The 25,059-nt window shown below is 34.2% G+C and carries 30 protein-coding genes; 24 read left to right on the forward strand and 6 right to left on the reverse strand.

The genetic code is table 11. From position 1 onward, the window contains the following. From ACJMLH_RS03805 to sfsA, 3 genes are all read left to right on the forward strand, one after another. A partial coding sequence (locus tag ACJMLH_RS03805) for a hypothetical protein (protein ID WP_405274882.1) occupies window positions 1–210 on the forward strand: 210 nt, incomplete at its 5' end. Between the two features lie 286 nt (window positions 211–496). Beyond that, on the forward strand, window positions 497–2,038 hold the full coding sequence (locus ACJMLH_RS03810; RefSeq protein ID WP_405274884.1) for an NAD(P)H-hydrate dehydratase: 1,542 nt from the start codon (window positions 497–499) through the stop codon (window positions 2,036–2,038). After that, window positions 2,025–2,768 carry a DNA/RNA nuclease SfsA gene (gene sfsA, locus ACJMLH_RS03815; protein ID WP_405274886.1) on the forward strand — a complete coding sequence of 248 codons (744 nt, stop codon included), beginning with the start codon at window positions 2,025–2,027 and terminating at the stop codon, window positions 2,766–2,768. Before ACJMLH_RS03810 ends, sfsA begins: the two co-directional genes overlap by 14 nt. On the opposite strand, the gene ACJMLH_RS03820 is transcribed toward sfsA, so the two are convergent. Beyond that, entirely contained in the window at window positions 2,715–3,443 is a 729-nt protein-coding gene (locus ACJMLH_RS03820) for an NAD-dependent protein deacylase (RefSeq protein WP_405274888.1), read from the reverse strand. The two genes, sfsA and ACJMLH_RS03820, sit on opposite strands and share 54 nt — an antisense overlap. Before the next feature lie 85 nt (window positions 3,444–3,528). On the opposite strand from ACJMLH_RS03820, the gene ACJMLH_RS03825 reads away from it, so the two are divergent. Continuing rightward, window positions 3,529–5,172: a helicase C-terminal domain-containing protein gene (locus ACJMLH_RS03825; protein WP_405274890.1), complete on the forward strand. Its 1,644-nt coding sequence runs from the start codon at window positions 3,529–3,531 to the stop codon at window positions 5,170–5,172. Window positions 5,173–5,188: 16 nt separating this feature from the next. On the opposite strand, the gene ACJMLH_RS03830 is transcribed toward ACJMLH_RS03825, so the two are convergent. Then, the gene (locus tag ACJMLH_RS03830) at window positions 5,189–6,367 is read right to left on the reverse strand and encodes an argininosuccinate synthase (RefSeq protein WP_405274892.1); all 1,179 of its coding nucleotides are present in this window, start codon (window positions 6,365–6,367) and stop codon (window positions 5,189–5,191) included. A 253-nt stretch (window positions 6,368–6,620) separates the two neighbouring features. Continuing rightward, a complete protein-coding gene (locus tag ACJMLH_RS03835; protein ID WP_405274894.1) occupies window positions 6,621–8,543 on the reverse strand; it encodes an IGHMBP2 family helicase in 1,923 nt (640 codons plus the stop codon). Between the two features lie 44 nt (window positions 8,544–8,587). Here ACJMLH_RS03835 and ACJMLH_RS03840 point away from each other — a divergent pair, with 44 nt between their 5' ends. The 20 genes from ACJMLH_RS03840 to ACJMLH_RS03935 all read left to right on the forward strand — a co-directional run bounded on the left by ACJMLH_RS03840 (window position 8,588) and on the right by ACJMLH_RS03935 (window position 21,328). Continuing rightward, window positions 8,588–9,328 carry a succinylglutamate desuccinylase/aspartoacylase family protein gene (locus ACJMLH_RS03840; RefSeq protein ID WP_405274896.1) on the forward strand — a complete coding sequence of 247 codons (741 nt, stop codon included), beginning with the start codon at window positions 8,588–8,590 and terminating at the stop codon, window positions 9,326–9,328. Between the two features lie 60 nt (window positions 9,329–9,388). Then, window positions 9,389–10,123, forward strand: a complete 735-nt coding sequence (locus tag ACJMLH_RS03845) for a metal-dependent hydrolase (protein WP_405274898.1) — start codon at window positions 9,389–9,391, stop codon at window positions 10,121–10,123. A gap of 29 nt (window positions 10,124–10,152) precedes the next feature. After that, window positions 10,153–11,214 carry a glycosyltransferase family 2 protein gene (locus ACJMLH_RS03850; protein WP_405274900.1) on the forward strand — a complete coding sequence of 354 codons (1,062 nt, stop codon included), beginning with the start codon at window positions 10,153–10,155 and terminating at the stop codon, window positions 11,212–11,214. A gap of 260 nt (window positions 11,215–11,474) precedes the next feature. Continuing rightward, the gene (locus ACJMLH_RS03855) at window positions 11,475–11,789 is read left to right on the forward strand and encodes a monovalent cation/H+ antiporter subunit E (protein WP_405274902.1); all 315 of its coding nucleotides are present in this window, start codon (window positions 11,475–11,477) and stop codon (window positions 11,787–11,789) included. Window positions 11,790–11,821: 32 nt separating this feature from the next. Further along, the gene (locus tag ACJMLH_RS03860; RefSeq protein ID WP_405274904.1) at window positions 11,822–12,088 is read left to right on the forward strand and encodes a hypothetical protein; all 267 of its coding nucleotides are present in this window, start codon (window positions 11,822–11,824) and stop codon (window positions 12,086–12,088) included. Beyond that, window positions 12,085–12,507: a cation:proton antiporter gene (locus ACJMLH_RS03865; protein ID WP_405274906.1), complete on the forward strand. Its 423-nt coding sequence runs from the start codon at window positions 12,085–12,087 to the stop codon at window positions 12,505–12,507. Before ACJMLH_RS03860 ends, ACJMLH_RS03865 begins: the two co-directional genes overlap by 4 nt. Window position 12,508: 1 nt before the next feature. Further along, window positions 12,509–12,742, forward strand: a complete 234-nt coding sequence (locus ACJMLH_RS03870; protein ID WP_405274908.1) for a DUF4040 domain-containing protein — start codon at window positions 12,509–12,511, stop codon at window positions 12,740–12,742. Beyond that, window positions 12,742–13,128: a cation:proton antiporter subunit C gene (locus ACJMLH_RS03875; RefSeq protein WP_405274910.1), complete on the forward strand. Its 387-nt coding sequence runs from the start codon at window positions 12,742–12,744 to the stop codon at window positions 13,126–13,128. Before ACJMLH_RS03870 ends, ACJMLH_RS03875 begins: the two co-directional genes overlap by 1 nt. After that, window positions 13,121–14,575 (forward strand): energy conserving hydrogenase EhbF, encoded by a 1,455-nt coding sequence (ehbF, locus tag ACJMLH_RS03880; RefSeq protein ID WP_405274912.1) that lies wholly within the window; start codon window positions 13,121–13,123, stop codon window positions 14,573–14,575. Before ACJMLH_RS03875 ends, ehbF begins: the two co-directional genes overlap by 8 nt. Further along, window positions 14,572–14,907, forward strand: a complete 336-nt coding sequence (locus tag ACJMLH_RS03885; protein WP_405274914.1) for a hydrogenase — start codon at window positions 14,572–14,574, stop codon at window positions 14,905–14,907. Before ehbF ends, ACJMLH_RS03885 begins: the two co-directional genes overlap by 4 nt. 31 nt (window positions 14,908–14,938) lie before the next feature. After that, complete coding sequence (locus tag ACJMLH_RS03890; protein ID WP_405274940.1) at window positions 14,939–15,178, forward strand: EhbH; 240 nt, start codon at window positions 14,939–14,941, stop codon at window positions 15,176–15,178. After that, window positions 15,175–15,651, forward strand: a complete 477-nt coding sequence (locus ACJMLH_RS03895; protein WP_405274916.1) for an MnhB domain-containing protein — start codon at window positions 15,175–15,177, stop codon at window positions 15,649–15,651. The genes ACJMLH_RS03890 and ACJMLH_RS03895 overlap by 4 nt, the downstream gene beginning before the upstream one ends. Further along, a complete protein-coding gene (locus ACJMLH_RS03900) occupies window positions 15,652–15,903 on the forward strand; it encodes an energy-converting hydrogenase B subunit J (RefSeq protein ID WP_405274918.1) in 252 nt (83 codons plus the stop codon). It abuts the gene before it with no gap. A gap of 12 nt (window positions 15,904–15,915) precedes the next feature. Then, on the forward strand, window positions 15,916–17,322 hold the full coding sequence (locus tag ACJMLH_RS03905; protein WP_405274920.1) for a 4Fe-4S binding protein: 1,407 nt from the start codon (window positions 15,916–15,918) through the stop codon (window positions 17,320–17,322). Next, window positions 17,323–17,814, forward strand: a complete 492-nt coding sequence (locus ACJMLH_RS03910; RefSeq protein WP_405274922.1) for a 4Fe-4S binding protein — start codon at window positions 17,323–17,325, stop codon at window positions 17,812–17,814. Next, window positions 17,815–18,261, forward strand: a complete 447-nt coding sequence (locus tag ACJMLH_RS03915) for an NADH-quinone oxidoreductase subunit B family protein (protein WP_405274924.1) — start codon at window positions 17,815–17,817, stop codon at window positions 18,259–18,261. Between the two features lie 12 nt (window positions 18,262–18,273). Then, window positions 18,274–19,401 carry a nickel-dependent hydrogenase large subunit gene (locus tag ACJMLH_RS03920; protein WP_405274926.1) on the forward strand — a complete coding sequence of 376 codons (1,128 nt, stop codon included), beginning with the start codon at window positions 18,274–18,276 and terminating at the stop codon, window positions 19,399–19,401. Window positions 19,402–19,404: 3 nt separating this feature from the next. Then, the gene (locus ACJMLH_RS03925; RefSeq protein WP_405274928.1) at window positions 19,405–20,412 is read left to right on the forward strand and encodes a respiratory chain complex I subunit 1 family protein; all 1,008 of its coding nucleotides are present in this window, start codon (window positions 19,405–19,407) and stop codon (window positions 20,410–20,412) included. Continuing rightward, window positions 20,413–20,676 (forward strand): energy-converting hydrogenase B subunit P, encoded by a 264-nt coding sequence (locus ACJMLH_RS03930; RefSeq protein WP_405274930.1) that lies wholly within the window; start codon window positions 20,413–20,415, stop codon window positions 20,674–20,676. It begins immediately after the preceding gene. Beyond that, entirely contained in the window at window positions 20,669–21,328 is a 660-nt protein-coding gene (locus ACJMLH_RS03935; protein ID WP_405274932.1) for a DUF5612 domain-containing protein, read from the forward strand. Before ACJMLH_RS03930 ends, ACJMLH_RS03935 begins: the two co-directional genes overlap by 8 nt. 140 nt (window positions 21,329–21,468) lie before the next feature. Here ACJMLH_RS03935 and cas4 read toward each other — a convergent pair whose 3' ends face one another. The 3 genes from cas4 to ACJMLH_RS03950 all read right to left on the reverse strand — a co-directional run. Next, window positions 21,469–22,263 (reverse strand): CRISPR-associated protein Cas4, encoded by a 795-nt coding sequence (gene cas4, locus ACJMLH_RS03940; RefSeq protein ID WP_405274934.1) that lies wholly within the window; start codon window positions 22,261–22,263, stop codon window positions 21,469–21,471. 135 nt (window positions 22,264–22,398) lie between these two features. Next, window positions 22,399–23,877: a sodium-dependent transporter gene (locus tag ACJMLH_RS03945; RefSeq protein WP_405274936.1), complete on the reverse strand. Its 1,479-nt coding sequence runs from the start codon at window positions 23,875–23,877 to the stop codon at window positions 22,399–22,401. A gap of 252 nt (window positions 23,878–24,129) precedes the next feature. Continuing rightward, window positions 24,130–25,059: DNA polymerase subunit beta (locus tag ACJMLH_RS03950; protein WP_405274938.1), on the reverse strand; the 930-nt coding region annotated here is incomplete at its 5' end.

A 25,059-nucleotide genomic window follows, 5' to 3' on the forward strand; every position in this document is an offset into this window, starting at 1 on the left:
GATATTCAAAAGAAGGGAATTTTCCTTGTTGGAAAGGATTCGACCGGGTTCACGAAAAAATGGGCGATGGAATTTCTGGAAAAAATAACTGCATATCCAAATGAAGCTATTCATGATGACTGTGTAGTTGCGTTCACTGGAGCTTATGAAAAAATAGCTAGTGAAACTCAAACCAGAAGAGTTGATGTGGATAGATGGTATTCCACATGATAAAATAATTTTATGTTGTTTTTGATTGTAATACATCTATTTATTATATTAATTATATAAACAAAATAATAAGATTATATTTGTCACCTTTTTGGTTTCAAAAAAATTTAATTAATATTAAAAACAATAGAATATATTGTCGTAGAGAGTAAAAGTGTGGGATATTATGCGTCCTATTGATATGGAGTTAAATAAAATATCCGACACTAAAAAAGTGTGGGATATTATGCATCCGACTGACATGCAGTAATCGAAAATATCCGACACTATAAATGTGTGGGATATTATGCATCCTATAGATATGATGGTAACTGATTATAATTGTGAATATTTAGGATTGTCAAGATTATGCTTAATGGAATCTGCAGGGAAATCTTTAGCTGAGGAAGTAGGTAAAATTGCAGTTTATACTTTCTCAAAACCGGTTAAAGTAGTAATTTTTACAGGTTCCGGTGGAAATGGAGGTGACGGATTCGTTGCAGCAAGATATTTGCTGAACAGGGGATATGACGTTGACATTTACATGCTCAAAGACAATATTCACTCATCCGAAGCCAAAACCAATTTTGAAATTCTAAAAAATATGAAGCCACGGCTGTCCCGCTTAAATATTTATAATCTCAAAACACTGGCTGACATTAACGACTGTGAAATTGCAAACAGTAAAGATTCCGAGTTTGTTATTGTTGATGGACTTTTGGGAACCGGAATCAAAGGGGAGTTACAGACAAATATTAAAAGGGCCATTGAGATTATAAACGAATCCAAGGGAATTACAATAAGTGTCGATGTGCCTTCAGGAATGGATCCTTTAAACGGCAATGTTGATGATTTGGCTGTCATTCCTGATTATACGATAAGCTTTCATAAAATCAAAACAGGGGTTCGTGATGCAGAAGAGGAAGTTGTCGGAGGTCTTGTAACTGCAGATATTGGAATACCTTTCGAAGCGGAATATTTTATTAGCTATGGTGACTTTTTAAGGCTTAAGAACAGAAGTGCAAATTCCCATAAGGGAAATAATGGCCGATTGTTGATAGTTGGCGGAAGTGGTGATTATTCAGGAGCTCCTGCTATTGCAGGTATGGCGGCAATAGGTGCAGGCGCTGATTTGGTATATGTTGCATCACCTGAAAAAGCGGCACAGGCTATAAAGTCTACATCTCCAGATTTAATTGTAAAGTCACTTCCTGGCGATAAATTATCACTTGAACATGCTGGTGAAATAATTGAACTGTCTGAAAATGTTGATGCGGTTTTAATCGGTCCTGGATCAGGTATTGATGAAGATACTTCTAAATTATTCAATGTTTTAGTTACAAAAATCAAAAAACCAATTGTTTTGGATGCAGATAGCTTAAAACAGGTTGAAATATCATTAATTAAAAATCGTGATGATATTGTACTAACACCGCATATTTTTGAATTCAAATCATTTTTCAATGTTGATGGCGATTTAAAATTGGACATTGATTCATATGACTTTAAAAAAGTGGATGAAAATATCACAGCTTTTCAAAAAATTAGCCGTCAAATTAAAGCAACTGTTATTGTTAAAGGGCAATATGATTTAATTTTATCCGGAACTAAATTCAGAATCAATAAATCCGGAAATCCCGGAATGACTGTAGGTGGAACTGGTGATGCACTGGCCGGTATTACAACAAGTTTGCTTTCACAGGGATTAACTACTTTTGACAGTGCCTGTTTGGGTGTTTTCATAAATGGACTTGCTGGTGATGAAGCATTTAAAGAGAAAGGAAATGGATTTTCAGCTACTGATTTGGTATCCTATATTGGAAATGTGATTAAAAATGGATTATGTTAAGGGAATTTTTAAAAATCGTCCAAATAGGTTCATTGCAGAAGTGGAAGTTGACGGAAATTTGGAAAAAGCACATGTTCCAAATACCGGGCGCTGCAAGGAGCTTTTGGTTGATGGTGTCGCTGTTTGGCTTAAACCTTCTGACAATCCGAATCGCAAAACCAAATTTTCACTGCACTTTGTTGAAAATAAAAATGTTCTGGTGTCACTTTACTCACAACAAGCCAATAGTATTGTATATGATGCAATCAAAGATGGCAAAATAAAAGAGCTCTCAGGCTATTCCTATCATCAAAGGGAAAAAACGGTGGGCAATTCAAGAATTGATATATACTTGGCCAATGAGGAGGATGATTGTTGCGGAATGAGCTTTTTGGTTGAACCGTGTTATGTTGAGGTAAAAGGTGTCACATTAATCGTTGATGGTGAAGCCAGATTTCCGGATGCTCCAACAGAAAGGGGAGCAAAACACCTAAAAGAATTAATCAAACTCAAAAAGCAAGGCAGCAGGTGCGTTGTATTTTTCCTGATTCAACATCCTGCCGGTAATTTCTTTAGGCCGAATTGGGAAAATGATCCTGTATTCAGCCAAACATTAAATGAGGCCTATGGGGAAGGTGTTGAAATCCTTGTTTATAGGTGTGATAACCAATTGGATGGAATTGAGTTGGTTCCTGAATCATTGGACTTTGATTTGGCTCAAAGTCTCACCAATGGCATCGTTAATGACTAATGTCGCCAGATTGTCATATTGTGTTTCACTTTTATTAATCAATACAAGATTTTTGCCGTTGAAGTAGTTTATTAAGCCTGCGGCAGGATAAACCACAAGTGAAGTTCCTCCGATGATTAATGTTTCTGCATTGGAAATATAATCGATTGAAAAGCTTAAGATTCCATTATTTAGAGGTTCTTCGTATAATACCACATCAGGTTTAATGATTCCACCACATTCACACCTTGGAATGCCGTCACTTTCCAAAATATAATCTAAATCATACTCTTTATTACAAATTTGACAGTAATTTCTGTGAATGGATCCATGAAGTTCCAATACTTCTCTGCTTCCCGCTTTTTGATGAAGTCCGTCAATATTTTGAGTAATTACCGCTTTTAATTTGCCGGCGTTTTCCAGCTCGGCAAGTTTTAAATGTGCGGGATTCGGCTGAGCATCCTTGAAAACGAGATTATCTTTATAATAGCTAAAGAACTCTTCTGTATGGTCTAGGTAGTAACTGTGTGAAACTAGGGTTTCAGGTGTGGCACCATATTTTTCCAGACTTTTAAAAATTCCGCTTTCGGATCTAAAATCCGGAATTCCACTTTCTGTTGAGACTCCTGCTCCTCCAAAGAATACGATATTGTCTGAAGAGTCAATGATTTCTTGTAGTTGTGTTATTTTGGACATGATTTATTCTATGTAATAAACTTTTAAATATAATTATTCAATATAATAATATTATCAAGTTGTTATTAAAATTGTGGGGATTTAATTGGAAAATAGTAATTCAAATCTTGATTGGATGGTAAACTGGTCGCTTAAAGGACATTACCCTAGAAATAGCCAAATAAAGCTAATAAATAAGATTAATTGGGCTATTGGTGAAGGTTATAAAAACATAATTCTTGAAGCGGGAACAGGTATTGGAAAATCTGCCATTGCTACAACACTTGCCAATATGTATGAAGATTCTTACATCCTGACAATGACAAAACAACTTCAGGAACAGTATCTTGATGATTTTGGAGACATGCTTGTTGAAATTAAGGGTCGTGGAAATTACAAATGTAACTATAAGGGCAATTGTGACTTTTGCATTAAGGCAGAGTACAATTTAAGGAAATGCGGGGACTGCGAATATAATCTGGCTTTTAAAAAAGCGGTTGAAGCCAAAAATGTAATTACTAATTATGATTATTTATACTATGCAGGTGTTGCAAATCCTCTTCTTGATTCTCGTGAATTACTTATTTTAGATGAAGCCCATAATCTGGAACGTAAAATGTTGATGCTCTCATCATCAGAGTTGAACAGGGAATATATCTCAACCAAATTTGGAATAGACATTTTTGAGCCGTTAATGTATGGTACAAAGTCAATCAATGAATTAAAACGAAAGCCCGATTATTGGGTGGGGTTATGTGACGATTTAATTAAGGAATGTAAAAAAAGAATTAAAAAAATTGAAGGGGATGCTGATAAGAGCGTTCAAGTTACGCTGGATGAATTTGAAAGTAATCCGTCCAAATATTCCAATTTTGACTATGTTGAAAAGCAAAATCTTGAGCAGGACATGAAATCCTTTGCAGCTATTTCATTGGGATTGTCATATAATGAGCTGATAATTGACTTGCCGGATAAAAACAGTATTTTGGATAATAACATGGACATTTCAGCTGAGTTCAAACCGTATTCAGTTCTGGACGACACTCAAAATCTGCTGAAAATGGGCAATATCTGTATATTTTTAACCGGAACTTTGGGAAGCAAGGATAAATTCTGCCAATGGAACAACATAAATCCTGATGAAACTTATTACATTTATGAAAAAAGCCCATTTGATGTAGCTAAAAGGCCGATATATGTTGATTTTGTAGGTCGAATGAGCGGATTTAGACGTGGCATTCCAAATTGGAAAAATAAAAGAGCTATCAAGAAAATTAAAGAGATATTGGATATGCATAAAAACGAGAAGGGAGTTATACATACTTCAAGTAATGAGCAGGCATTTTGGATTATGGATCACTTAAAGGAGTATAGTCTCATGTTTGTTGGTGGCGAGGATAGAAATCGTATTTTAAAGGATTTTACAGAATCAAAGGAAAATATAATTCTCATTGGCGCATCCATAAAAGATGGTGTTGATTTTAAAGGGGATTTATGCAGGTTCCAAATAGTATTTAAAATTCCTTATCCTCAATTGAACGAACAGGTAAAATATAGAAGGGATTTGGATCCTAAATGGTTTTATTATCAAACTGTAATGGCGCTGATGCAGGCTTATGGTAGAGGTATTAGGGACAATGACGACTATTGCGTCATGTATATTATAGATTCTAGTTTTAAACAGTTATTCAATTATAATCGTGGATTTTTCAATGAATATTTTGCAGAAGCGGTACAAAAAAAGAAGTAAGGTGATAGCTTAAAAGCTATCTGTTTAGTTTTTGATAATTTGCAGCTTGAAGACCGTGGTACTTGATCATACCTTCAACATCTCTTTGATCAGTCTCTTTGTCTTCAAATGTAATTTGTTCTATGCTGTGTAAGCTGAATGGAGATTTTCTGGATATTGGTTGGATTGAACCTTTGAACAGTTTCATTACGACTTCTCCACTTACTCTTTCTTGCATATTGTCGATTGCTTGGTCAAGATCATCTCTTAGAGGTTCTTGCCAGAGTGCTCTGTAGACTAAATCTGCATAGAGTCCTGACATGTATTCGGCAAATCTTAACTCGTCAGTAGTTAAAACCAATTCTTCTAATGCTTGGTGAGCTGCAATCAATAATTTTGCACCAGGGGTTTCATATATTTCCCTACTTTTAATACCAATCATTCTGTTTTCAATGGTGTCCACTCTACCGATTCCGTGAGATCCTGCAATTTCATTTGATTTAACGATAATATCGATTAATGGCATCATTTCGCCGTTTATTGCTACTGGAACACCTTCTTCAAATTCGATAGATACTTTTTCCGGTTCGTCTTTAGCATCTTCCCATGAGGCAGTCCATTCGTAGATATCTTCTGGAGGTTCATTTGCAGGGTCTTCTAGCACATCCCCTTCAATTGCTCTTCCCCAGAGATTTTCATCGATACTGTAAATTTTATCATAACTTAACTCGATTCCTTTGGATTCTGCATATGCCTTTTCTTCAGTTCTTGTTAAGTTCATTTCCCTGATTGGTGCAATGATATCCAAATCGGACATTGCAAGAATAATTGCTTCAAATCTGAATTGGTCGTTTCCTTTTCCGGTACAACCGTGTGCAATGGCGGTTGCCCCTTCTTTTTCAGCCACTTCTATAAGTTTTTGAGCAATTAATGGTCTTGCAAAAGCAGTGCTTAATGGGTATCCTTCGTATTCTGCATTTGCTTTGATTCCACGTGCGATGTATTCGTTGGCGAATTCTTCTTTAGCGTCTATATTGTAGTGTTTTAATCCTCCAATTTTAGCCGCACTTTCTTTTGCTTTTTCCATTTCCTCTTCGCCTTGTCCCACATCTACACATGCGGTAATAACTTCTACATTGTATTCTTCTTCTAATAATTTAACACAAACTGAGGTATCTAGTCCCCCACTGAATGCTAAAAGTACTTTATCAGTCATAAAATCACCATAATTAATTTCAATAAAAATGAATTATCAAGATATATTTATATGGTTAATACTATTTAAAATTTTTAAAAAAATAAGGCAGAAGAAAAACTCTTAATCGAGGGAATATTAATTGAGGTTGAAAGTTATATGGGCTTTTAAAATGAAATCTCAATTAAGAGTTTTTGTATTAAAAAGTATTTTTTCATACTTTATTTAATATGTTGTAGTTACTGGTATATAAAAGTTTAGGTATACCTAAAAATTATAGTTTTACTAAAACATTATTTTCTTTTGCAAATTCAATTAATCTTAAATAAGTCGGATTAGCTTTTAAAGTATTGATGTTACCAATAATTATCAATTTCCTTTTTGCACGGGTTATTGCAACATTTAATCTTCTCAAATCCTTTAAAAATCCAATATTTCCATCTTCATTGCTTCTGACTGTTGAAATGATAATGATTTCTTTTTCCCTTCCCTGAAAACCGTCAACGGTTTTAACTTCAACAGGAGTTCGGTCCTGAATTATTTTTACCTGATCTGCATAGGGACTAATAATTCCAATATCTGTCTCTTCAAGTCCCACATTCAAATAATCATTGGCAAGTTTAACGGCAATGTCCGCTTCTGTTTTGTTAATTATGGATTTGGAATCTTTAAGATGTCTTTCACCGTTTTCATCAATGTTTGAAGTGTCAACAAAAAGCATGGCTTCCTCTTTATCAGTCGTGTTTATTATATCATTGATGGTAATGTCATCAACTGATGAATCGCTTTTCAGATTGTTGTTGTAAAATTCCGCATTTGGAAATTTCATCAAAAGAGAATTCATACGGTACTGTATATTCAAAAGCTGTGATTTGAATGGGTAATTCTTAATCAGCTCTTCAAATAAGGTTTTCTCTAACTTTTGAGCTTTTTCACTGATAATTGTTGGCGGAAGCTGCTTGTGGTCACCTGCAAGTATGAACCTGTGGGCTTTAGCTATCGGAATCAAAACACTTGGGATTGTGGCCTGTGAAGCCTCATCAATAATCGCCACATCAAATTTTGTTTTGGCAATTGATTCCAATGCAGCTGATGAGTTTGTCGATAGAATAACGTCGCTGTTTTCAATTATTTCTCCAATCATTCTGTTTTCTATTCTTTTAATGTCATCATGCAGTTCATCAATTTGCTGGTTATATTCAATCCACTGCGCCATGGATTTCATTTTTTCAGCAGAAATTCCACGACCTCCCTTTCCTTTGGAGGCATTAAATAAAATGTCATAATCGCTGTAGCCTCTGCGGTACTGTGGTGTTGGTTTTGTATGGACTTTTCTTTTTTCAATTAAATTGTCAATTTTTTTGTGAATTTTTGAAATCTTTTTGTTTAACTTATGGTTTTCAACTTTATAAGCAAGAGTCTGTGTGATATTGTGTTTTGAAACTCTTTGGGGATGTCCGAGTCTTGTCAGATTTAATTTTTTATTTTCCATTAATCTCTCTAAAATATTGTCAACTGCAGCATTGCTTTCAGCGGTAGCCAATACTTTGTGATTTTGCCTTGTCTCCTGTGAGATTAGCTCAACTAACGTCCTTGTCTTGCCCGTTCCAAATGGGCCATGGATTAGATAAAAATTCTGACATGAAAGTGCATTTTCAATGGCTATTTTTTGAGATTCATTCAGGGATTTGTCAATATAGTCAATATAAGGCACTGGCTTGTTCTTTTTAGGATTTCTTTCAGTCAACATATATTCCAATGCATTTTTCCCTTTCAAACTCAGGTGGTTTAGATTATCTTCCATTCGTCTAAATGTCACATCATTGGCATATAAATCGAGTCTCACTTTCTTTTTTACAACCCATCTTGGAATTCTTTTATCAAAGGCAACTTTAATGTATCGTGCACCTTTCTCTGTGACAGTTCCTGTAAAATCACTGCTTAGGGGATTTGCGGTACTGACTAATACCATGTCTCCAACAGATATTTCAGTATCTATAATTTCTGACCTTCCAAATTGGACTATTTTAAGGCCTAATTCTTCACCAATATACTTTCCTTTAACTTTATTGATGGCACGGCCTAATTCCTCTCGTTTTTGCCCGGACATATGAGCTATTTCAAAACGCATAAGTTCAATTTCAGCATCTCTTTCATAATTGACCAATTTAATTAAATTTTTGATATATTTTTTCAATCTAATCCCTAATTTTAAATATGGCCTTAATGTAATTAAAATATATGGAATTTGTGAAAGTTAATCAATTTGATAATTTGGAAATGAGTTATATCTGTGATTTTTCAGGTGGTTTTATTTCCAGAAGCTATGATTTATTTTCTCAAATTGAGTTGACTGATTTAAATAAATTTATTTTGGAAAAATCTGTTTTTGGAACTCCAATCTTTAAAATGGGCAATGGAGGAAATAAAATAATGCTAATTTCAGGCATTCATGGAAATGAGCTGCCTCCGCAAATTGCATCTTTAAAAATAATGAATGAACTGCTTGGCTGTGAAATGTCAAATACTCTGTATTTTATTCCATTTGCAGCTCCAAAGTCATCAATGAATATTGAGAGAACTTTTAACGAAATGGATTTAAACAGATCTACTCACATTAAAAATTCTTTAAGTAATTTAATTTTACATGCTGCTTTAGAGTTGGAAATAGATTTTGTAGGTGATTTTCACTCAACTTCACAAAATTCAAATCCTGGCTTTGAATCTATTTTTTCATCTAAATCTCCTTCACCTGAAAGCTATTTGATTGCAAACTACATTTCAAGAGATGTCGGATCTGAAATAATTTCTTTTGATTTTGCAGGCTCCTCATATAAGGGAGCTGTTGAAGATGTTTGCAATTTAAAAGGCATTCCTTCGGTTACCTGTGAGGTTTTATCTCCTTTTGGAAATGTGGCCAGAGGTAGTGTGGAGAAATCTTTGTCTCAAATGAAGAGTTTTTTGAACTATTTTGGAATATAATACTCATCAAATGCTCTTGGACAAATCCTATTAATTAATATTCATATATTAGGTAATAAGGTGATTACAATATCTTCTTATAAAGGACATTCCATATTTGCATTAATTCTTTCATTGATGTTTTTTCATAGTCCTCTGTTAATTGCTTTAACTCTGATAGGTGCAAATATTCCAGATTTTGATCATAAATTTAAAAAGGACAATGTCTATAAGTTGATTATTCTAGGATTAATAGTGTTTATTTCACTTTATATCCTAAAATTACCTTATTATATAGGTTTAATACTTGTTTTTTTAGGGGTTACATTCTATTTTTCAGAACATAGAAGTTTCACACATTCCATTTTTGGCATTTTAACATTAACATCTGCAGTTTCATTAGTGTTAATATGGTCCTTTCAGTTAATCATCGCCCTGACTAACATTAACAACCGCTATTTGATAATGGCATTGCTGATAGTGGCGGTAAGCTTTTTATTCTTGAATAAGAAAGTGTTAATGTTGTTCCTGCCCGTATTCTTCATTAGCTTATTTGTATTCAACACGGGTAATGTTGACTATATTGAAATTGTGTTGAGTCTGTGTCTGGGGATATTTTCACATGTTGTTCTTGATTCATTCACACCTTCCGGAATTAAGATATTCGCTCCAATATCATCAAAAAAGGTTTACAGCAACTTTGGCAAAGTTTCAATATTCATATTGGTCGTATTGGCTATGATCTATAACTTTCCACTGTTATTTGGTTTATTTGAGCAATATGTTTATACCTGCCTTGTAGTATGTAGCATTTAATAATGGTGAGAAATATAATTAATATTGTTATGGTCGAAATTTCAGTAATATTGCCGGTTTATAATAGTGAGAAATACTTAAAGGAATGTTTGGACAGTTTAGTTAATCAAACATTTGATGATATTGAAGTTTTATGTATCAACGACGGCTCTGATGACGGGTCTTTGGAAATACTTAAAGAATATCAAAAATCCGACAGCCGCATTGTTGTTGTCGACCAGGAAAATATGGGTGTTGCAAAAACCAGAAACAAGGCTTTGGGCATGGTTTCCGGTAACTATGTTTATTTTATGGATTCTGATGATGTCCTTGACAGCAATGCCTTTAAAAAATTATATAATAATCTGAAATCAAATGATTCCGACTTTTGCATAATTAAAGTCATGTTTGTAAATGGTGGGCAAACATATAAATTTCCGGCATTTGATTTGGATAAGGAATTTTCAGGTGTTAACTTTAACAAATTCACATTTACATATAATGATGTCAAATCCCATGTGTTAAATGATTTATTCGCCCCTTGGCTTAAAATGTATAAAAGGGAATTTTTAATGAGCAGTGATGATTTTACATTTCCGGATATCAAATCATATTCCGATGCACCTTTCCATGTTAAAACTTTTTTAAAGGCCAAAAAAATCTCTTTTGTTCCGGAATATTTATATTATTATAAGGAAAACGATGATTCATTGGTTCATTCGTCTTCCAATACGGTTAATTTTTTCACTCTTTCAGACATTATAGAAGATTATTTGGTTGAAAATAATTATTTTGATGAGTTTAAAGAGGAATTTTATACCTTCCAAACATCCAAACTTGTTTATTATATGGGATTTACAGATTCTGTTCAGTATTATACTAAAGCTAAAGGAATCTTAACTGATTTGTCTAAAAACTTTTTAAAAGAATCTTCCTTACCTGATAAAAAAGATTTGGATAAAGCTGATATCATTATTGATTCTGATAATTTAAAAGAAGCTAAACTGGCTTTGGAATTGTATGACTGTAAAAGAAGGGTTAAATCAATGGAGGAATCCAAAAGTTGGAAAGTAACTAAACCTTTAAGGAGGTTTACATCCTCTCTTAAATGAATGTAATATATGCGTTTCATATTCAGTAATGATTTTCCTTTAATTTTATATTTGGTTATAGATTTATGGGTGTTTTTTATTTTCACTGATTATTTTGTTCATTTAGATTTTTTCAATAAATTTTTTATTACTTTTTTTCAAAACCATATGATTTTTTTAAAAAAGCATACATTTATAATAAATAATCATGATAAATAATAATATTATTATTTAGTCAATATTATGACTATTATTAATATTAATGAAATGGAGCTTGTTTAATGTTTTTGACTAGAATTGTCTACGGAATTGTATATTTCGTAGTTCTTATTTACGAAATAATTAAATCAACAATTAATGTTTGTTTTAATTCAATTTTGGGGAGAAATATTGATCCTATTGTTGTGGACATTGAAACAGTACTAGAGAGACCTGTTTCACAAACAATTTTAGCAAATAGTATTTCTTTAACTCCCGGTACTTTGTCTGTTGATTTGGACAGCGAGAATAACATTATTAAAGTAGCTGCTATTTCTCCAAGAAAAAAAGAGGATATTATTCCTTTTGAACCATATATTAAGAAAATGTTGGAGTAATACATTTTCTAAAAAAATTCGAGTGAGATAGTATGGATATATTGTTTATTTCAAAATTTATTGTGGTTATAGCATTAATTATTATGATGTTGGCCGCTTTAAGGGCAAGTGCATACAAATTCACTTCAATGGGGCTTTTAGGAAGCTCTGCAGTTGTCGTAGCTTTTGCAATGACATTGCTTGTTGGAGGAGATTTGTACAATCTTGGATTCTATAGGGATATATCATTAGCTTTAATATTCTTCGGTTTTGTAGGTACTGTTGCTTTCGCTGCTGTTTTGGGAGGGGATGAATCATGATAGTATATATTCAATCAGCCCTTCTTATAATATCAGCCATTTTAATTTTAATATCAGCAATAGGACTTATTACCGTTCCAAAAAATACAAAAAATGCCGTTTATGCAAGAATTCACATTGTTGGTGTTTTCGATATTGCCTGTATTATTGCTATGATTGCTCTTGGCCAATTTCTGCTTGCGGTAATATACTTTATTATTGCACCGTTTGCAGCACATGCAATAGCTAATGCTTATTGGAAAAAAGAAGATAGAGAAAATAATTTAGATTTAGTGACTGTTGAGGTAGAGCCTGATTATAATAATCCGTTTATTCATCCTAAAGATAAATTTGGATCTTTAGAAAATGAAGAGTCAGGAAAACTTAAAGCGGATGAAAGGTTCTCAGTTACTACATTGGAAATTGATGAGGGGGAGTAAGATGTTAGAAATTGTATTAATGATTATAATAGTTATAAGTGCAATTCTTGCTCTTATTCAGAAAGATTTATTAAAAGCTGCGATTTTAACAGGATTTGCTGGCGGAGCTTTGGCAGTTCTTTTCCAGGTTTTGCTTGCACCGGATGTGGCATTGACTCAGGCAATTGTCGGTGCGGTTATCGTTCCTGTTTTCATTGCTTTGGCTGTTAAAAAAACTCAAAGGGAGGATAGCTAATGGCAGACACTCAACTGATTATATTATTCACATCAATGGCATTGGTCGTTATTGGACTATATTCTGCGATTTTTGTTGATAATATCATAAAAAAGATAATTGGTATTAGTTTTATTGAAGAAGGTGCTAATCTGTTCATTGTTGCTATTGGTTACAGGCCTGGAGGTGTAGTTCCAATTTTAATGCCTGGAATGGATACATCATGGTTTGCAACAAATGCTGCATATCCTTTGCCTTTCGGTTTAGTATTAACAAGTATTGTAATTGGCGCAAGTACTTTGGCCGTTATGCTTGCTTTGGTAATGGTGTTATATAGGAGATATGGTACTTTATCCACAAAAGTAATGCTGGCAGACACATCAAAACAGGAGGAATACAATGAATGAATTAATTCCGCTTATGGTTATTGTTCCTTTGATGGCTGCATTGGTAATTAGTGCCTTTTCAAGATTCAACACATTGACTAAGGCATTGGCGTTCATCGTTGCGTTGTGTCTTCCTATAATTCCATTGGCTTCTCATTATGGTCTTCATTACTTTGGAGGGTATGAGCCAATTTTGGATAATGTGACTAATGTGATGTATCATCCGGCGATTACATATTCATTTACATTCCTGCAGCAAATATTTATTGCAGCTGTTGGTCTTTTAACATTTTTAGTTGTATTCATTTATCTGACCAAATATAGGAAAGTTTCAGGACCTTATCTGTTCCTATTGTTCTTAGGTACTGCTGCAGTAACTGCAATGATTCTTACAGATGATATATTCCACATGTTTGTATTCTTTGAAATTTTAGCTCTGGCACAAGTGGGTATTGTTGCAGCTTCATCAATTGATTACAGTTATGAAATGGCTTTAAAATACATGATTTTAGGGTCAATCGGTTCACCAATAATGCTTTTAGGAATTGGATTCCTGTTGGCATTAACTGGTAGTGTTAATATTACAGACATAGTAGCTGCTGTTCACAATGGTTTAGTTAACGCGAAATCTCCAGTATTTTTATTATCACTCGGTTTAATATTCTTTGGTTGGTTATACGCATCTGGTTTACCACCATTCCATACTATAAAATCTGGAATTTATTCTAAGGCTGAACCTCATGGAGCAGCGCTACTCCAATCATTTACAGTTATTTCAATGATTTCAATTGTTTTAATCATGTTTAGAATATATTCAACTTTACCTATCTTTGAAGTTCTCATAGTCTTCTTCTCTATCTTGGCTATGATATTGGGTGTCTCTCTAGCACTTACTCAGACAGACTTCAGAAGGATGATTGGATTTTTAGCTGTAGGTGAGTTAGGATTTATCGGTTTAGGTATTGGTCTTGGAACTCAATTTGCAATCACTGCAGGTCTTTTCCAAGCATTAAACGAAATTATTATTACTGCATTATTGTTCATAGGATTTGGCGCAATAGTTAATGCAACTGATGAGGTTGACACACGCAAATTAGGAGGGCTTTTGGCATACCATCCAAAAGTAAGTATAATGCTTTTACTTGGCGGTTTGGCAATGGCTGGTGTTCCTCCTTTAAGCGGATTCCAATCCAAATTAATGCTTGTTCAGGCTTCTTTAAGTTGTGGATATCCGGAAATATCCATTTTAGCTATTGTGGTAAGTATTGCTACCTTTGTAGTATTTGTAAAAACATATTATACAATGTTTTTAAAACCAAAACCTAAAGAATTAAAATTAGACGGTAAAGAGGTTCCACGTTCAATGATTATTGCAATGGGAGTATTATTGGTTATCATCATATTGTTAGGTGTATTCCCAGATGTTGTAACAAATGGAATTTCTAACTTTGTAGGAGGGATATTATGAAACTTTATGATCAAATATTCGATGTTGTAAAGCAGTTTAAAAAATTGTTTTCACCTGGCCCTGTAACTAACGCAGATGTTTCAGGAAGCATTACAGCGGAAATATTTTTAATTGTTTCATTAGTATTATCTGCAATATTGCTAAGACATGTCAATGTTCTTCTTGCAGGTCTTGTTACACTAATATTGGCTGTTGTGCTGATTTCTAATATTCCGCTTATTCCAAAGTTCAAAATCGAACAAGAGGATTCTTTAGAGAAAATGTTGTTTTATGCAGTCATAACACTTGCAATTATCGTTACATTTATGTATTGGGGTGGTAATCTTGTCTAAAACTACAGTTCGTAATTTACTTGCAGCAGTAATGACAGCGATATGCTCTGTAACTTTATTTGATGCAATATTCCATTTGCATGATATGATTGTTCCGGGTGTAAGCAACATTTACAATACGCTTGGAACACAGATAGCTCCAAACATGGTTACTGTAGTCATTTTTGATTTCAGAGCATACGATACATTAGGCGAATCCATTATATTGTTAACTGCTGGTTTAGTCGTATTATTAATATTCGGTAGAGGATTATTGGGGGATAAACAATGAATCAGGGCAGTATGATTTTAAAAATTATATCTTTACCAATTTCAATTATATTGATTTGTTTAGGTATTATGACTGTCCTTGGAGGCCATATCACTCCGGGTGGAGGTTTTCAAGGTGGTGCAATGATTGCTAGTGGAATCGCATTGTCTATCCTTGTTTATGGATTAGGTAATTCTCCATTAGAATTGTCTCATATGTATATTGAAATTTTGGAATCTGTTGGCGCATTAGGATTTGTAATATTCGGATTAATCGGTTTATTTGTAGGCGGATTTTATCTCTACAACTTCGGAACAGATTTATTGAATGTTGTTCCTGCCACAATTCAGAATGTATTCCACTATCCTGATGTTACTAATGCAGGAATCATTCCATACCTCAATATATTTGTAGGATTAAAAGTATTTGTAGGTCTTTCCTCAATTGTTATTGCATTTGAAGGATTTAAGAAATTTGTTGAGGAGGGTGAATAGATGATAAGTCTCGGACCAATCATATTCGGTTTGATATTAGGTTTAATTATCGGATCTCAAATTAAACTTAATAATATCAGTGATTTCAAGTTCACTCTTGGCTCATTTGTGGTAATATTAATCGCAGGAATTATTATGGCATGGCAATTAGGTAACTATCCATTTTACACAGATTTACCTCTTTCAACTGCATTTTTATCTGCATTAATTGGAATTTTTGTAGGCAAACTATTATTTGCACGGAGTAAATAAGGGAGTGTTAATATGTTTTTAACAACTAATACATGTGAAGGAAAAAGAGATTGTATTAAACAGTGCCCTACAAAAGCTATTAAATTCATTAATGGCAAAGCATTTAGCTGCCTGACCTGTGGAATATGTTATAAAAACTGTCCAAACGGAGCAATATTCGAAAACAGCTACGGAGGATATGTAGTCGACAGGGCTAAATGTAATGGATGTGGAATGTGCATGTACAATTGTCCTACTAACAATATCACTATTGAAGATGGAATTGTATATGGAATCTGCTCACGTTGTGGTGTTTGCTCTGAAGTCTGCGAAAATCGTGTAGACGGATGGGAAATGGAAAAATCAAAGCAACTTAATTTAATAAGAGCATTCAACATTTTAAATCCTCCATTGGACAATGTCCCTTCCAAAAAAGAAAGTGAAACCAAACTGGTCACAAGAACTTACTTTGGAACTGACACTGAAAAATGTATTTTATGTGGAAGATGCAGTCAATATTGTCCAACAGGAGCAATTCATGTAAAGATTGACAGGGATGAAGGAATCTGCAGCGAATGTAGATTGTGCAGTGATGTTTGTCCTAACGAATCAATGAATAAACATCAAATTGTCAATAAGTCAACTTGTACGCTCTGTTTGAACTGTATGAAAGCATGTCCTCACAATGCAATTTCTGTAGAGGACTTTGAAATTATTGTTAATAAGATTAATCAAAAACCAACTGGTGAAATCATTTCTTGCCTGAATTGCGGATTATGCGCTGATTTATGTGAAAATGAATCACTTAAAAATGTTGATTCAAAACTCAGATATGATCCATCAGGCGACATAGAAAACAGAACTCATGAAAAAGCTATTGCTGCTTGTCCAATTCACACATTGCGTGAAGACGATGAAATGTTTATCTATGATGAATATGATGATGTGGAACTTACAACCCTTGCGGGATTCTGTGTAAGCTGCGGCAAGTGTTTCCAGGTATGTGACGAGGTTGGAGCCCGTCAATTCATGACTGCCAGTTGGGACGGTAAAGTAACTGAAGATTGTATATCATGTGGAATCTGTACTGAGATATGTCAGGAAGGTGCAATTACATTGCATAGGGGAACAATATCCGTTGACCTGGATAAATGTATTTTATGTGAAAACTGTGCTGTTCACTGTCCGGTTGATGCAATCCCTAAAACTACAATGTATAAAAATGAAATTAAAGATGGATTCAACTTCATTGAACAAAAATTGTGTATGCATTGTGGATTATGTCATAAAACCTGTTCATATGATGCAATCGATGAAATTGATGGTAACTTTGTAGTGAACGAAGAGAAATGTACCTACTGTGGAGCATGTAAAAACGCATGTCCTGCAAGAGCATTTTTATTCGAGAGAAATTTTAAAGATTCAATAGAGGGTATTTAAATGAGGAACATACTTAGAATAGCTTTTGAAGGAGCTTTCACTAACTTTAAAAGAATCTTTTTTGCAGCCGATAGAGTTACAGACATGGAACTTAGAAGGCAAATCTCCACACTTTCAGTTGAAGTCGACGATCGCGTTGACGAAAAGGCCTGTATAGGATGTGGGGGATGCGCAAATGTCTGTCCGACAGGTGCAGTAGAGATGAAAAGTTTGGCAAGTCCTGTTAAAATAACTGACGGATGGACAAAGACTGAAGTACCTGAAATTAATCTTGAAAAATGTGTTGTATGTTACTATTGTCATGATTTCTGTCCGATTTATTCACTTTACGGTGAAAAAGGAACTATACACCCAAGCTGTGTAGGAGACCAGGAAGTGGACGTTAGTGATTTCATTGAACAACCATTTAAAATTTCAGACGATAAACTTAAATTTATTGCACAGTACTTGTCAGATACAACTGTATTAAAGAATAATGAGGAAGGTGATTAGATGGGTCTTAAATCATTTTCAAGAGCAAGAGCAATACATGTCATGTTAGTTTATACTGGTGGATGTAATGGATGCGATATTGAAATTGTAAACTCAATATTATCACCAAGGTTTGATGCTGAACAGTATAATGTGTTTTTAACCTGGAATCCTCGTGAAGCTGATGTATTGGTAGTCACTGGACCGGTTACACATTTAAACAGAAAACCATTAGAAGAAATCTATAAGGCTATTCCTAATCCTAAATTGGTTGTAGCTGCAGGAAGTTGTGCTTTAATGGGTGGAGTATATAAAAACTGTTATGGTGATATTCCATCAGAAGAAATTGAAGGACCAGTTGAAAATATTATTCCGGTGAATGCAAAAATCCCTGGTTGTGCCGTAAGGCCTCAAGATGTCTTGGCGGGAGTTGTATCACTGTTACCTATATTATTGGATGCGGATTAAAGAGGGGATTAAATGGATGCAAAAGTACCAAGAAGTAATATTATAGAAACGGAAATTCCAATGGGTACAGTTCACCCTGCTGCATTGGAACCATATAGGGTAAGATTTTTTGTTGAGGATGAGATAGTCCAGGAAGCTGAAATTACCATTGGTGTAAATCACAGAGGTATAGAAAGAATTATGGAAGGTCTTCCGGTTGAAAAAGCAAATTCACTTACTGAGAAAATTTGTGGAATCTGTTCTAATTCACATATATGGAACTCATGTAGAACTGCTGAAATTGGTTTAGGTATTGAAATTCCAGAGAGGGCTACTTACATTCGTATCATTATGGGAGAACTTGAACGTTTACATTCACACTTCTTATATTTAGCGCATGGTTGTGAAGTACTGTCTCATGAGACATTTTCAATGAGAATATTCTACCTAAGAGAGATAGTAATGGAATTACTTGCAATGATTGGCGGTAACAGAGTGCAATACGGATGTTCTGTTTTAGGTGGAGTAAGACCAAGATGTGATTTGGATGAAGCTAAATTACTGAGACTTAAAGAGGATATGGATAAAGTTGAAGAGGGTCTCACAGGATTTGTTGAAAGGTTTTTAACAGATTCAATTGTCCAATCCAGGATTACTGGTGTCGGAGTACTTCCACAAAAGCAGGCAATTGAATTGGCAGTTACTGGACCAACTCTTAGAGCCACTGGTGTTGCAAGAGATTTGAGAACAACCATGTTTGAATATGATGATTTTGATTATAATGTTATAACTCAACCTGATGGGGATGTAAGATCAAATCTTGTAATGAGAGCTCTTGAATCATTCGAATCAATTAAAATTATCCGTCAAGCTATTGCCAATATTCCTGAAGGCAAAGTTGTTAACAGGGACTGGGAAATGGTTGACACGGATATTATTGAAAGTTATATTGAAGTTCCGAGAGGAACTCTTTATCATTCATATGCACTTGAAGGTGGAAGAGTAAGGCACTGTATCATAAGGACTCCGTCCATGGCAAATATTGGAGCAATGCAATATGCATGTATTGGAGAACAGTTAACAGATGCACAACTTTGTATTGTACAATGTGACCCTTGTTTTACATGTACAGACAGAGCAATTGAAATTATTAGGAGATAGATCATGTTTTCGAATGTTATGGTTAACTCAATTGTTATAGCCGCAATAACTGTAATTGTTTGCTTTATAATTTCAACATTATTGCCAGGTATAGAAAGAAAATATGTGCATGCAAGGATTCAGCAAAGAATCGGGCCGGTTGTCATCGCTCCGGGAATAATGGCTCCAATTAAATTCATGTTTAAGGAAAATGTAAAAGTCGAATCTCCTGTTCCGGGATTATATAAGGTATTGCCGATATTGTGTTTCATTGTTGTTACATGTTTGCTTATTGCTTTAACTCCTCAGGCTTTCGCAATTCCTGCACTTTCAAGTTTAGTTGCGATTGTTGGACTTTTAAAAGTTGAAGAAATATGTTATGTGCTGATGGGAGCATTATCTAAGTCTGTAATGTCTGTCAGAATGCCGTTCCCTGATCAAATTAAAGGTGCGGTTCACAATAATGTAACAAGATCTTTTGTAGAGGATATGAGTTCAAGAAGATCTTTAAGAATGATTACCTATGGGTCATTTCCATTATATTTAGCATTATTTGCACCGATTACTCTATCAAGAAGTATTTTCTTACCAGATATTGTTGCATATCAACAGGCACATGGTCCAATCTTGTTTACAGTATCAGGAGCAATTGCAGCAATTGTATTTTTCATAGGATACATGATTATATTAAATGAATATCCATTTTCAATAATTAAAGCAAAATCTGATGTTATTGAAGGGCCATACATGGAATATGCTGCTAAATACAGAGCTATTGTATATTTAACAAGAGGATTTTTCATGATGGTGCTTGGTGTGTTATTCTCAGTATTATTCCTGGGTATTCCGCCGGTAATTACATCTTGGACCATTTTAGTTAACATTCTTGTTGTCTTAATACTTGTCTTAATGATGGGAATCTTCTCAGCATTCAGCCCTGTATTTACAAACAGACAATTATTGCCAACAATACTTGGAACAACCTTATTGGGAGTATTATCTATTGTAATTGGATTATTAGGGGTGATTTAGATGAAATTTGTTATGAGACCATATCATATGGTAAGTCTTGGAGGATACATTGTCGAATGGGATTTTCCTTACAGAAACTTAATAATTGTAAATAAAACCGCCGAGCCAATTAAAATAGAAATTCCTGTTTTCCATGAAGAATGGATTGCTGAACATCGAGATTTGGGTCTCGAAGTAATTCCTGTAACTAAAGATGATAATTATTTAAGCATGTGGAAACGGGCGCATGCAGAGCTAGATAAAATCAGGCCAAAAAATGAATGATTATACATTAACAATTAAATCTGATGAGAAGAAAGGCGTATTGTATGACATTACTGATGTTATCACCGACCATGGTGCTAATATTAGTTATGTTCATCTTTTCGTTGAAAAAAACAACATGGGTTCTATAAACTTGGAACTGGAACATGTTGCAGATATAGATGAGCTTGTCTCAGATTTAAAAAATATTGAAGAAGTAAAATCAGTTGAGCTTCATGGTTCTCAATTGGATATTTATGGAAAACGTATAATTATCGTTGGTGGCGGAGCACAGGTTTCTCAAGTTGCAATGGGAGCAATAACCGAAGCTGATAGGCATAACATACGTGGAGAACGTATTAGTATTGATACTATTCCGCTGGTTGGTGAAAAATCTCTGGCGGAAGCTATTGAAGCTATTTCAAGATTGCCTCGTGTCAGTGCATTGGTGCTTGCAGGTTCACTTATGGGCGGACAGATTACCGAAGCGGTTAAAAAAGTTAAAAAAGAAAGTAAATTAATAGTGATTTCACTTAACATGCCTGGAAGTGTAACAGATTACGCCGATTTGATTATTACTGATCCAATTCAAGCAGGTGTTCTGGCCGTGATGTCTGTTGCGGATACTGCGGTTTTCGATATTAAAAGGCTTGGAAATAATATTAAATTTTAAAATTCATGTTTATGGACATATAGTGAGTTATTACAACTCTCTGATAGGTAAATAATGATTATTTCAATCATTATTTACTTAATCTTTTCTTATTTTTATTTTGCATTATTTTCACTCTTTGTTATGAATAAGGGCATTCACTAGTCTTTCAAGCAAATGTCAGCATATTCACAATTGCTGCATTTTCTATGATTTTTGCGAACTTGAGGAAGTTTTTTATTATCCATAATTTCTTTAACTTCGCGCATTACATCAAATAATCCTTTTCTAAGATTAACATCCATCACAACTGGACGTCTGTCTCCTATTTTTTCATAATCGACAAATCCCACAAACACTTCTGTTTCAAATTCCTCTTCAAGAAGTATTGCATAGGCTACCAGTTCGATTGCATCCTGGTCCCAAACTCCCTTAATTGGAGGTGTTGAACTTTTAATGGCAACAGGATAGTATTTGCCGTCAATTATCTCAATTTTATCGCACATTCCAATTAGTTCGAGTTGTGTGTCTTTCAATAAGTAGGAATACATTGAATTAGGAAAAAACATGTCCATTATTTCAAATGCATTTTTGTCAAGGATGGACATGGCCTGTTTGATTTTTAAAGCCGTAATTTTAATGTTGAAGTATGCATCATCGATAATTTGGTTGATTTGATTATTGTCAAGGCCTAAATCCATGGAGATGATTGCATCTGCGGTGCTTTTAATGTATGAATCAATATTTTGGGAGAGGATATGTTCTATTTGAGTCATGCCCATATCTTTTTTGATTTTTCGCATATTCTTTTGAATCAAATCCAAAATGTCAATTTTAAGCTTTTTAATCTCAATTGCAAGTTGAAAATCACTGTTTTTATTTAAATCTACATGATTTTGGATGTAAAGTTTCATCGGACAGTACATGTGTGTTTTAATAGAAGAAATGTTTATCATATTATAACCTCTTAAATTCTGTAATATTACTTAGAACTTAATCATATAAAAAATAAGAAGTTATAACCGAAGTAAATTCTTTTAAATAAAATAAAAAAAGTAAATAGCTAATAATTTAGCTATTTAAAGTCAATTTTACACGTCGTAGTAATTCTTATTGAGTGCAGGCATTTTTGCAAAAATGATTGGAACTACTATTAACACTATACTTAATATCAACATGATGGTCTTGCTTACTCCGTTTGCTTCACTCATGGTTGTTAAAATTCCCTGAATCCAAAGACCTAAAATACAAATAGGCAATATGTATTTGATAACGATTTTCCAGGTTTTTCCAACTTTAATATTTGAATGTGCATTTAATGTTTCAATCAAATCATCAAATTTGTAAATCCAACCGAAGATTAAGCATTCAAGAAGGACTGCAAACAGTAATGCGAAGTTATTCAGGAATGCGTCAAATATTCCAAGTATTGTACTTCCGGCACCTGTTGCGAAAATTGTTGAAATACAAAAACCGACTATACAAACAACAGTAGCGGTCTTTTTACGCTCAATAAGGAATTTTTCTGAAATTGAATAGCATACTCCTTCAAGAAGTGCAATAACGGAAGTAATTCCTGCAAACAGAATACATATGAAGAATAATGGTCCAATTATATGGGCTGCAGGACCCATTGTATTAAATACCTGTGGGAAAACTACAAATGCAAGTCCAGTTCCTGAAGTTACAAGTTCATTAAAAGGTATTCCGCTTGTCACGGTCATGAATCCTAAAATTGAGAAGATTCCAATTGAGTTAAACACTTCAAAACCGGAGTTTGAAAATGCCACCATCACTGCATTGTCCACCAATTTTGCACCATCAGGCAGGTAACTTGCATATGTCATTGCAATTGCCATACCTAAACTTAGGGAAAATACGATTTGTCCGAATGCCGCTAACCATACGTTCAGATTACCCAATGCCGACCAGTCCGGTGTGAAAATCTGAGTATATCCAACTGATGCTCCAGGCAATGTTAGTGAGAATGCAACAATAATTACTACAATAATACATAGCAATGGCAAGAGGGTTTTACTTACATTACCGATTCCGTCATTCAGGTCTCTTTTAATAATGAGCCATGCTAAAAACCAAATAACAAATACTGATAGAAGGACTGTTGGCACAATTGTAAATATTCCTGATATGGAATCTGTAGCATGTAAAACATTATTTGTGAAATATAAATCAGGATTTGCTCCCCATGCTTTTGTAAAACTTAAACATATATAAATCAAGTCCCATCCTACAACACAAACATAGTATGTTGTAATTAAAAATACGACTAACAATATGAACCATGCTATAGGTTCTAGTTTTTTATTAACTGAATATAGTATTCTTGCAAGTGATTTTTTAAACTTATATCCTACTGCGTATTCCACTAAAACAAATGAAATTCCTAAAAGAAATAGTGAAACGATGTAGGGAATCATAAAGGATCCTCCACCGTTTGAGTACAGAACATTTGGGAAACGCCAAATGTTTCCGAGACCAACAGCAGAACCGATCATTGCCATCATAAATGCAAGATTACTATTCCATTCTGATTTTTTCTGCTCTGTCATATAATCACACTAATTTTAATATTATTATTTTAGGGGTTTGATGTTTATATATTATTGTGTTATTTTTGCTTAACTCGCGTTATTTTTTGTAAAAAGTTTTGAATAAATCAGATATTTGTTATTTTGTCCAATGAAGATTATTCATTTTTTAAAAATAGTGAAATGTTAATAATTATCAAGTAATTTATTTGATGTTTGTTTAAAAAAATAGGTTTGAGAGTATGAAACTCTCTAAAAAAATATTTGGCATTCCTAGGCAGGGCTTTCCTTAAGCTTCAAATATTCATCAATTGCTTCACGGGTGGTTCCAACGACTATGCGGTAGTGTGAAAATTCACCATTGACAATAACCTTTTCCACTTTGCCCTTAGCTATTACGTGCTCGCCGTCAATAACTTCACCGGCATAGGTGTGTGTAAATGAAACCACTTCAGTCAATGGGAAATCTACTCCGTCCAAGACTTCAACGTTTTCAATTGTATAGAGTGAAGGATTGTCGAATGCTCCGAGTGCACTTACGATATCACATTCGATTTGAGCTATTCCCTGAGGCTCATAAACTGTATCTCCCCAGGTTCCCTCAATTTCATCATAATCTTTGGTGGCTAGAATGTCAAATAATGTTCCGTTTATTGTTCCTCTGTTTGCTTTTCTGTTTTCATACCATCTGAATTCTTCTTTGGTTAAACTTTCGTCAAACATTCTTTTGTCATAAACGAAATCCCAGTAATCGTTGGTGATTCCTTCAACGGTAATGTGTTTGTCGACTTCTTTGATGTAGACTTCTTTTCCACGGTGCTCTTTAAAAGCAGCGATTGCTCTTCTGTGATTGTCAAGACCATATACGACAAAATCAAGGTCGCTGACATCACTTTTTTGAAGGCCAGGCAGTATTGAACCGGAAATTCCAAGATGGTCATATGGAATGTCTGCCATGAAATGGAAAAAGTCAGCAACGTCCATCAATTTTGCAATCAGTTCCGGATTTTTAACTTCTCCTCCTTCATCAAAAGTCTTTTTGAGGCCTAAAAGCCTTTCTTCAGGCTTTATTATTTTTTTAACTTTTTCCAATGGGACTCCCATCATTTCAACATTGGTAACTTCTGAAAAATACAGATAATCAGGATAATTTTCACGTAAATATGAGTATGCTTCTTCGGATCCTACTTTTCTATAACGTTT

Origin of the sequence: Methanobrevibacter sp., assembly GCF_045116495.1 — an archaeon.
GTDB lineage: Archaea > Methanobacteriota > Methanobacteria > Methanobacteriales > Methanobacteriaceae > Methanocatella.

Coding starts and splice junctions, on each gene's coding strand:
- ACJMLH_RS03840 (WP_405274896.1), top strand. CDS start 8,588: ATGGAATTTGTGAAAGTTAATCAATTTGATAATTTGGAAATGAGTTAT.
- sfsA (WP_405274886.1), top strand. CDS start 2,025: ATGGATTATGTTAAGGGAATTTTTAAAAATCGTCCAAATAGGTTCATT.
- ACJMLH_RS03915 (WP_405274924.1), top strand. CDS start 17,815: ATGGGTCTTAAATCATTTTCAAGAGCAAGAGCAATACATGTCATGTTA.
- ACJMLH_RS03900 (WP_405274918.1), top strand. CDS start 15,652: ATGATAAGTCTCGGACCAATCATATTCGGTTTGATATTAGGTTTAATT.
- ACJMLH_RS03935 (WP_405274932.1), top strand. CDS start 20,669: ATGAATGATTATACATTAACAATTAAATCTGATGAGAAGAAAGGCGTA.
- ACJMLH_RS03925 (WP_405274928.1), top strand. CDS start 19,405: ATGTTTTCGAATGTTATGGTTAACTCAATTGTTATAGCCGCAATAACT.
- ACJMLH_RS03875 (WP_405274910.1), top strand. CDS start 12,742: ATGGCAGACACTCAACTGATTATATTATTCACATCAATGGCATTGGTC.
- ACJMLH_RS03820 (WP_405274888.1), bottom strand. CDS start 3,443: ATGTCCAAAATAACACAACTACAAGAAATCATTGACTCTTCAGACAAT.
- ehbF (WP_405274912.1), top strand. CDS start 13,121: ATGAATGAATTAATTCCGCTTATGGTTATTGTTCCTTTGATGGCTGCA.
- ACJMLH_RS03810 (WP_405274884.1), top strand. CDS start 497: ATGCATCCTATAGATATGATGGTAACTGATTATAATTGTGAATATTTA.
- ACJMLH_RS03830 (WP_405274892.1), bottom strand. CDS start 6,367: ATGACTGATAAAGTACTTTTAGCATTCAGTGGGGGACTAGATACCTCA.
- ACJMLH_RS03895 (WP_405274916.1), top strand. CDS start 15,175: ATGAATCAGGGCAGTATGATTTTAAAAATTATATCTTTACCAATTTCA.
- ACJMLH_RS03890 (WP_405274940.1), top strand. CDS start 14,939: ATGACAGCGATATGCTCTGTAACTTTATTTGATGCAATATTCCATTTG.
- ACJMLH_RS03920 (WP_405274926.1), top strand. CDS start 18,274: ATGGATGCAAAAGTACCAAGAAGTAATATTATAGAAACGGAAATTCCA.
- ACJMLH_RS03850 (WP_405274900.1), top strand. CDS start 10,153: ATGGTCGAAATTTCAGTAATATTGCCGGTTTATAATAGTGAGAAATAC.
- ACJMLH_RS03885 (WP_405274914.1), top strand. CDS start 14,572: ATGAAACTTTATGATCAAATATTCGATGTTGTAAAGCAGTTTAAAAAA.
- ACJMLH_RS03910 (WP_405274922.1), top strand. CDS start 17,323: ATGAGGAACATACTTAGAATAGCTTTTGAAGGAGCTTTCACTAACTTT.
- ACJMLH_RS03865 (WP_405274906.1), top strand. CDS start 12,085: ATGATAGTATATATTCAATCAGCCCTTCTTATAATATCAGCCATTTTA.
- ACJMLH_RS03860 (WP_405274904.1), top strand. CDS start 11,822: ATGGATATATTGTTTATTTCAAAATTTATTGTGGTTATAGCATTAATT.
- ACJMLH_RS03855 (WP_405274902.1), top strand. CDS start 11,475: ATGTTTTTGACTAGAATTGTCTACGGAATTGTATATTTCGTAGTTCTT.
- ACJMLH_RS03905 (WP_405274920.1), top strand. CDS start 15,916: ATGTTTTTAACAACTAATACATGTGAAGGAAAAAGAGATTGTATTAAA.
- cas4 (WP_405274934.1), bottom strand. CDS start 22,263: ATGATAAACATTTCTTCTATTAAAACACACATGTACTGTCCGATGAAA.
- ACJMLH_RS03930 (WP_405274930.1), top strand. CDS start 20,413: ATGAAATTTGTTATGAGACCATATCATATGGTAAGTCTTGGAGGATAC.
- ACJMLH_RS03945 (WP_405274936.1), bottom strand. CDS start 23,877: ATGACAGAGCAGAAAAAATCAGAATGGAATAGTAATCTTGCATTTATG.
- ACJMLH_RS03870 (WP_405274908.1), top strand. CDS start 12,509: ATGTTAGAAATTGTATTAATGATTATAATAGTTATAAGTGCAATTCTT.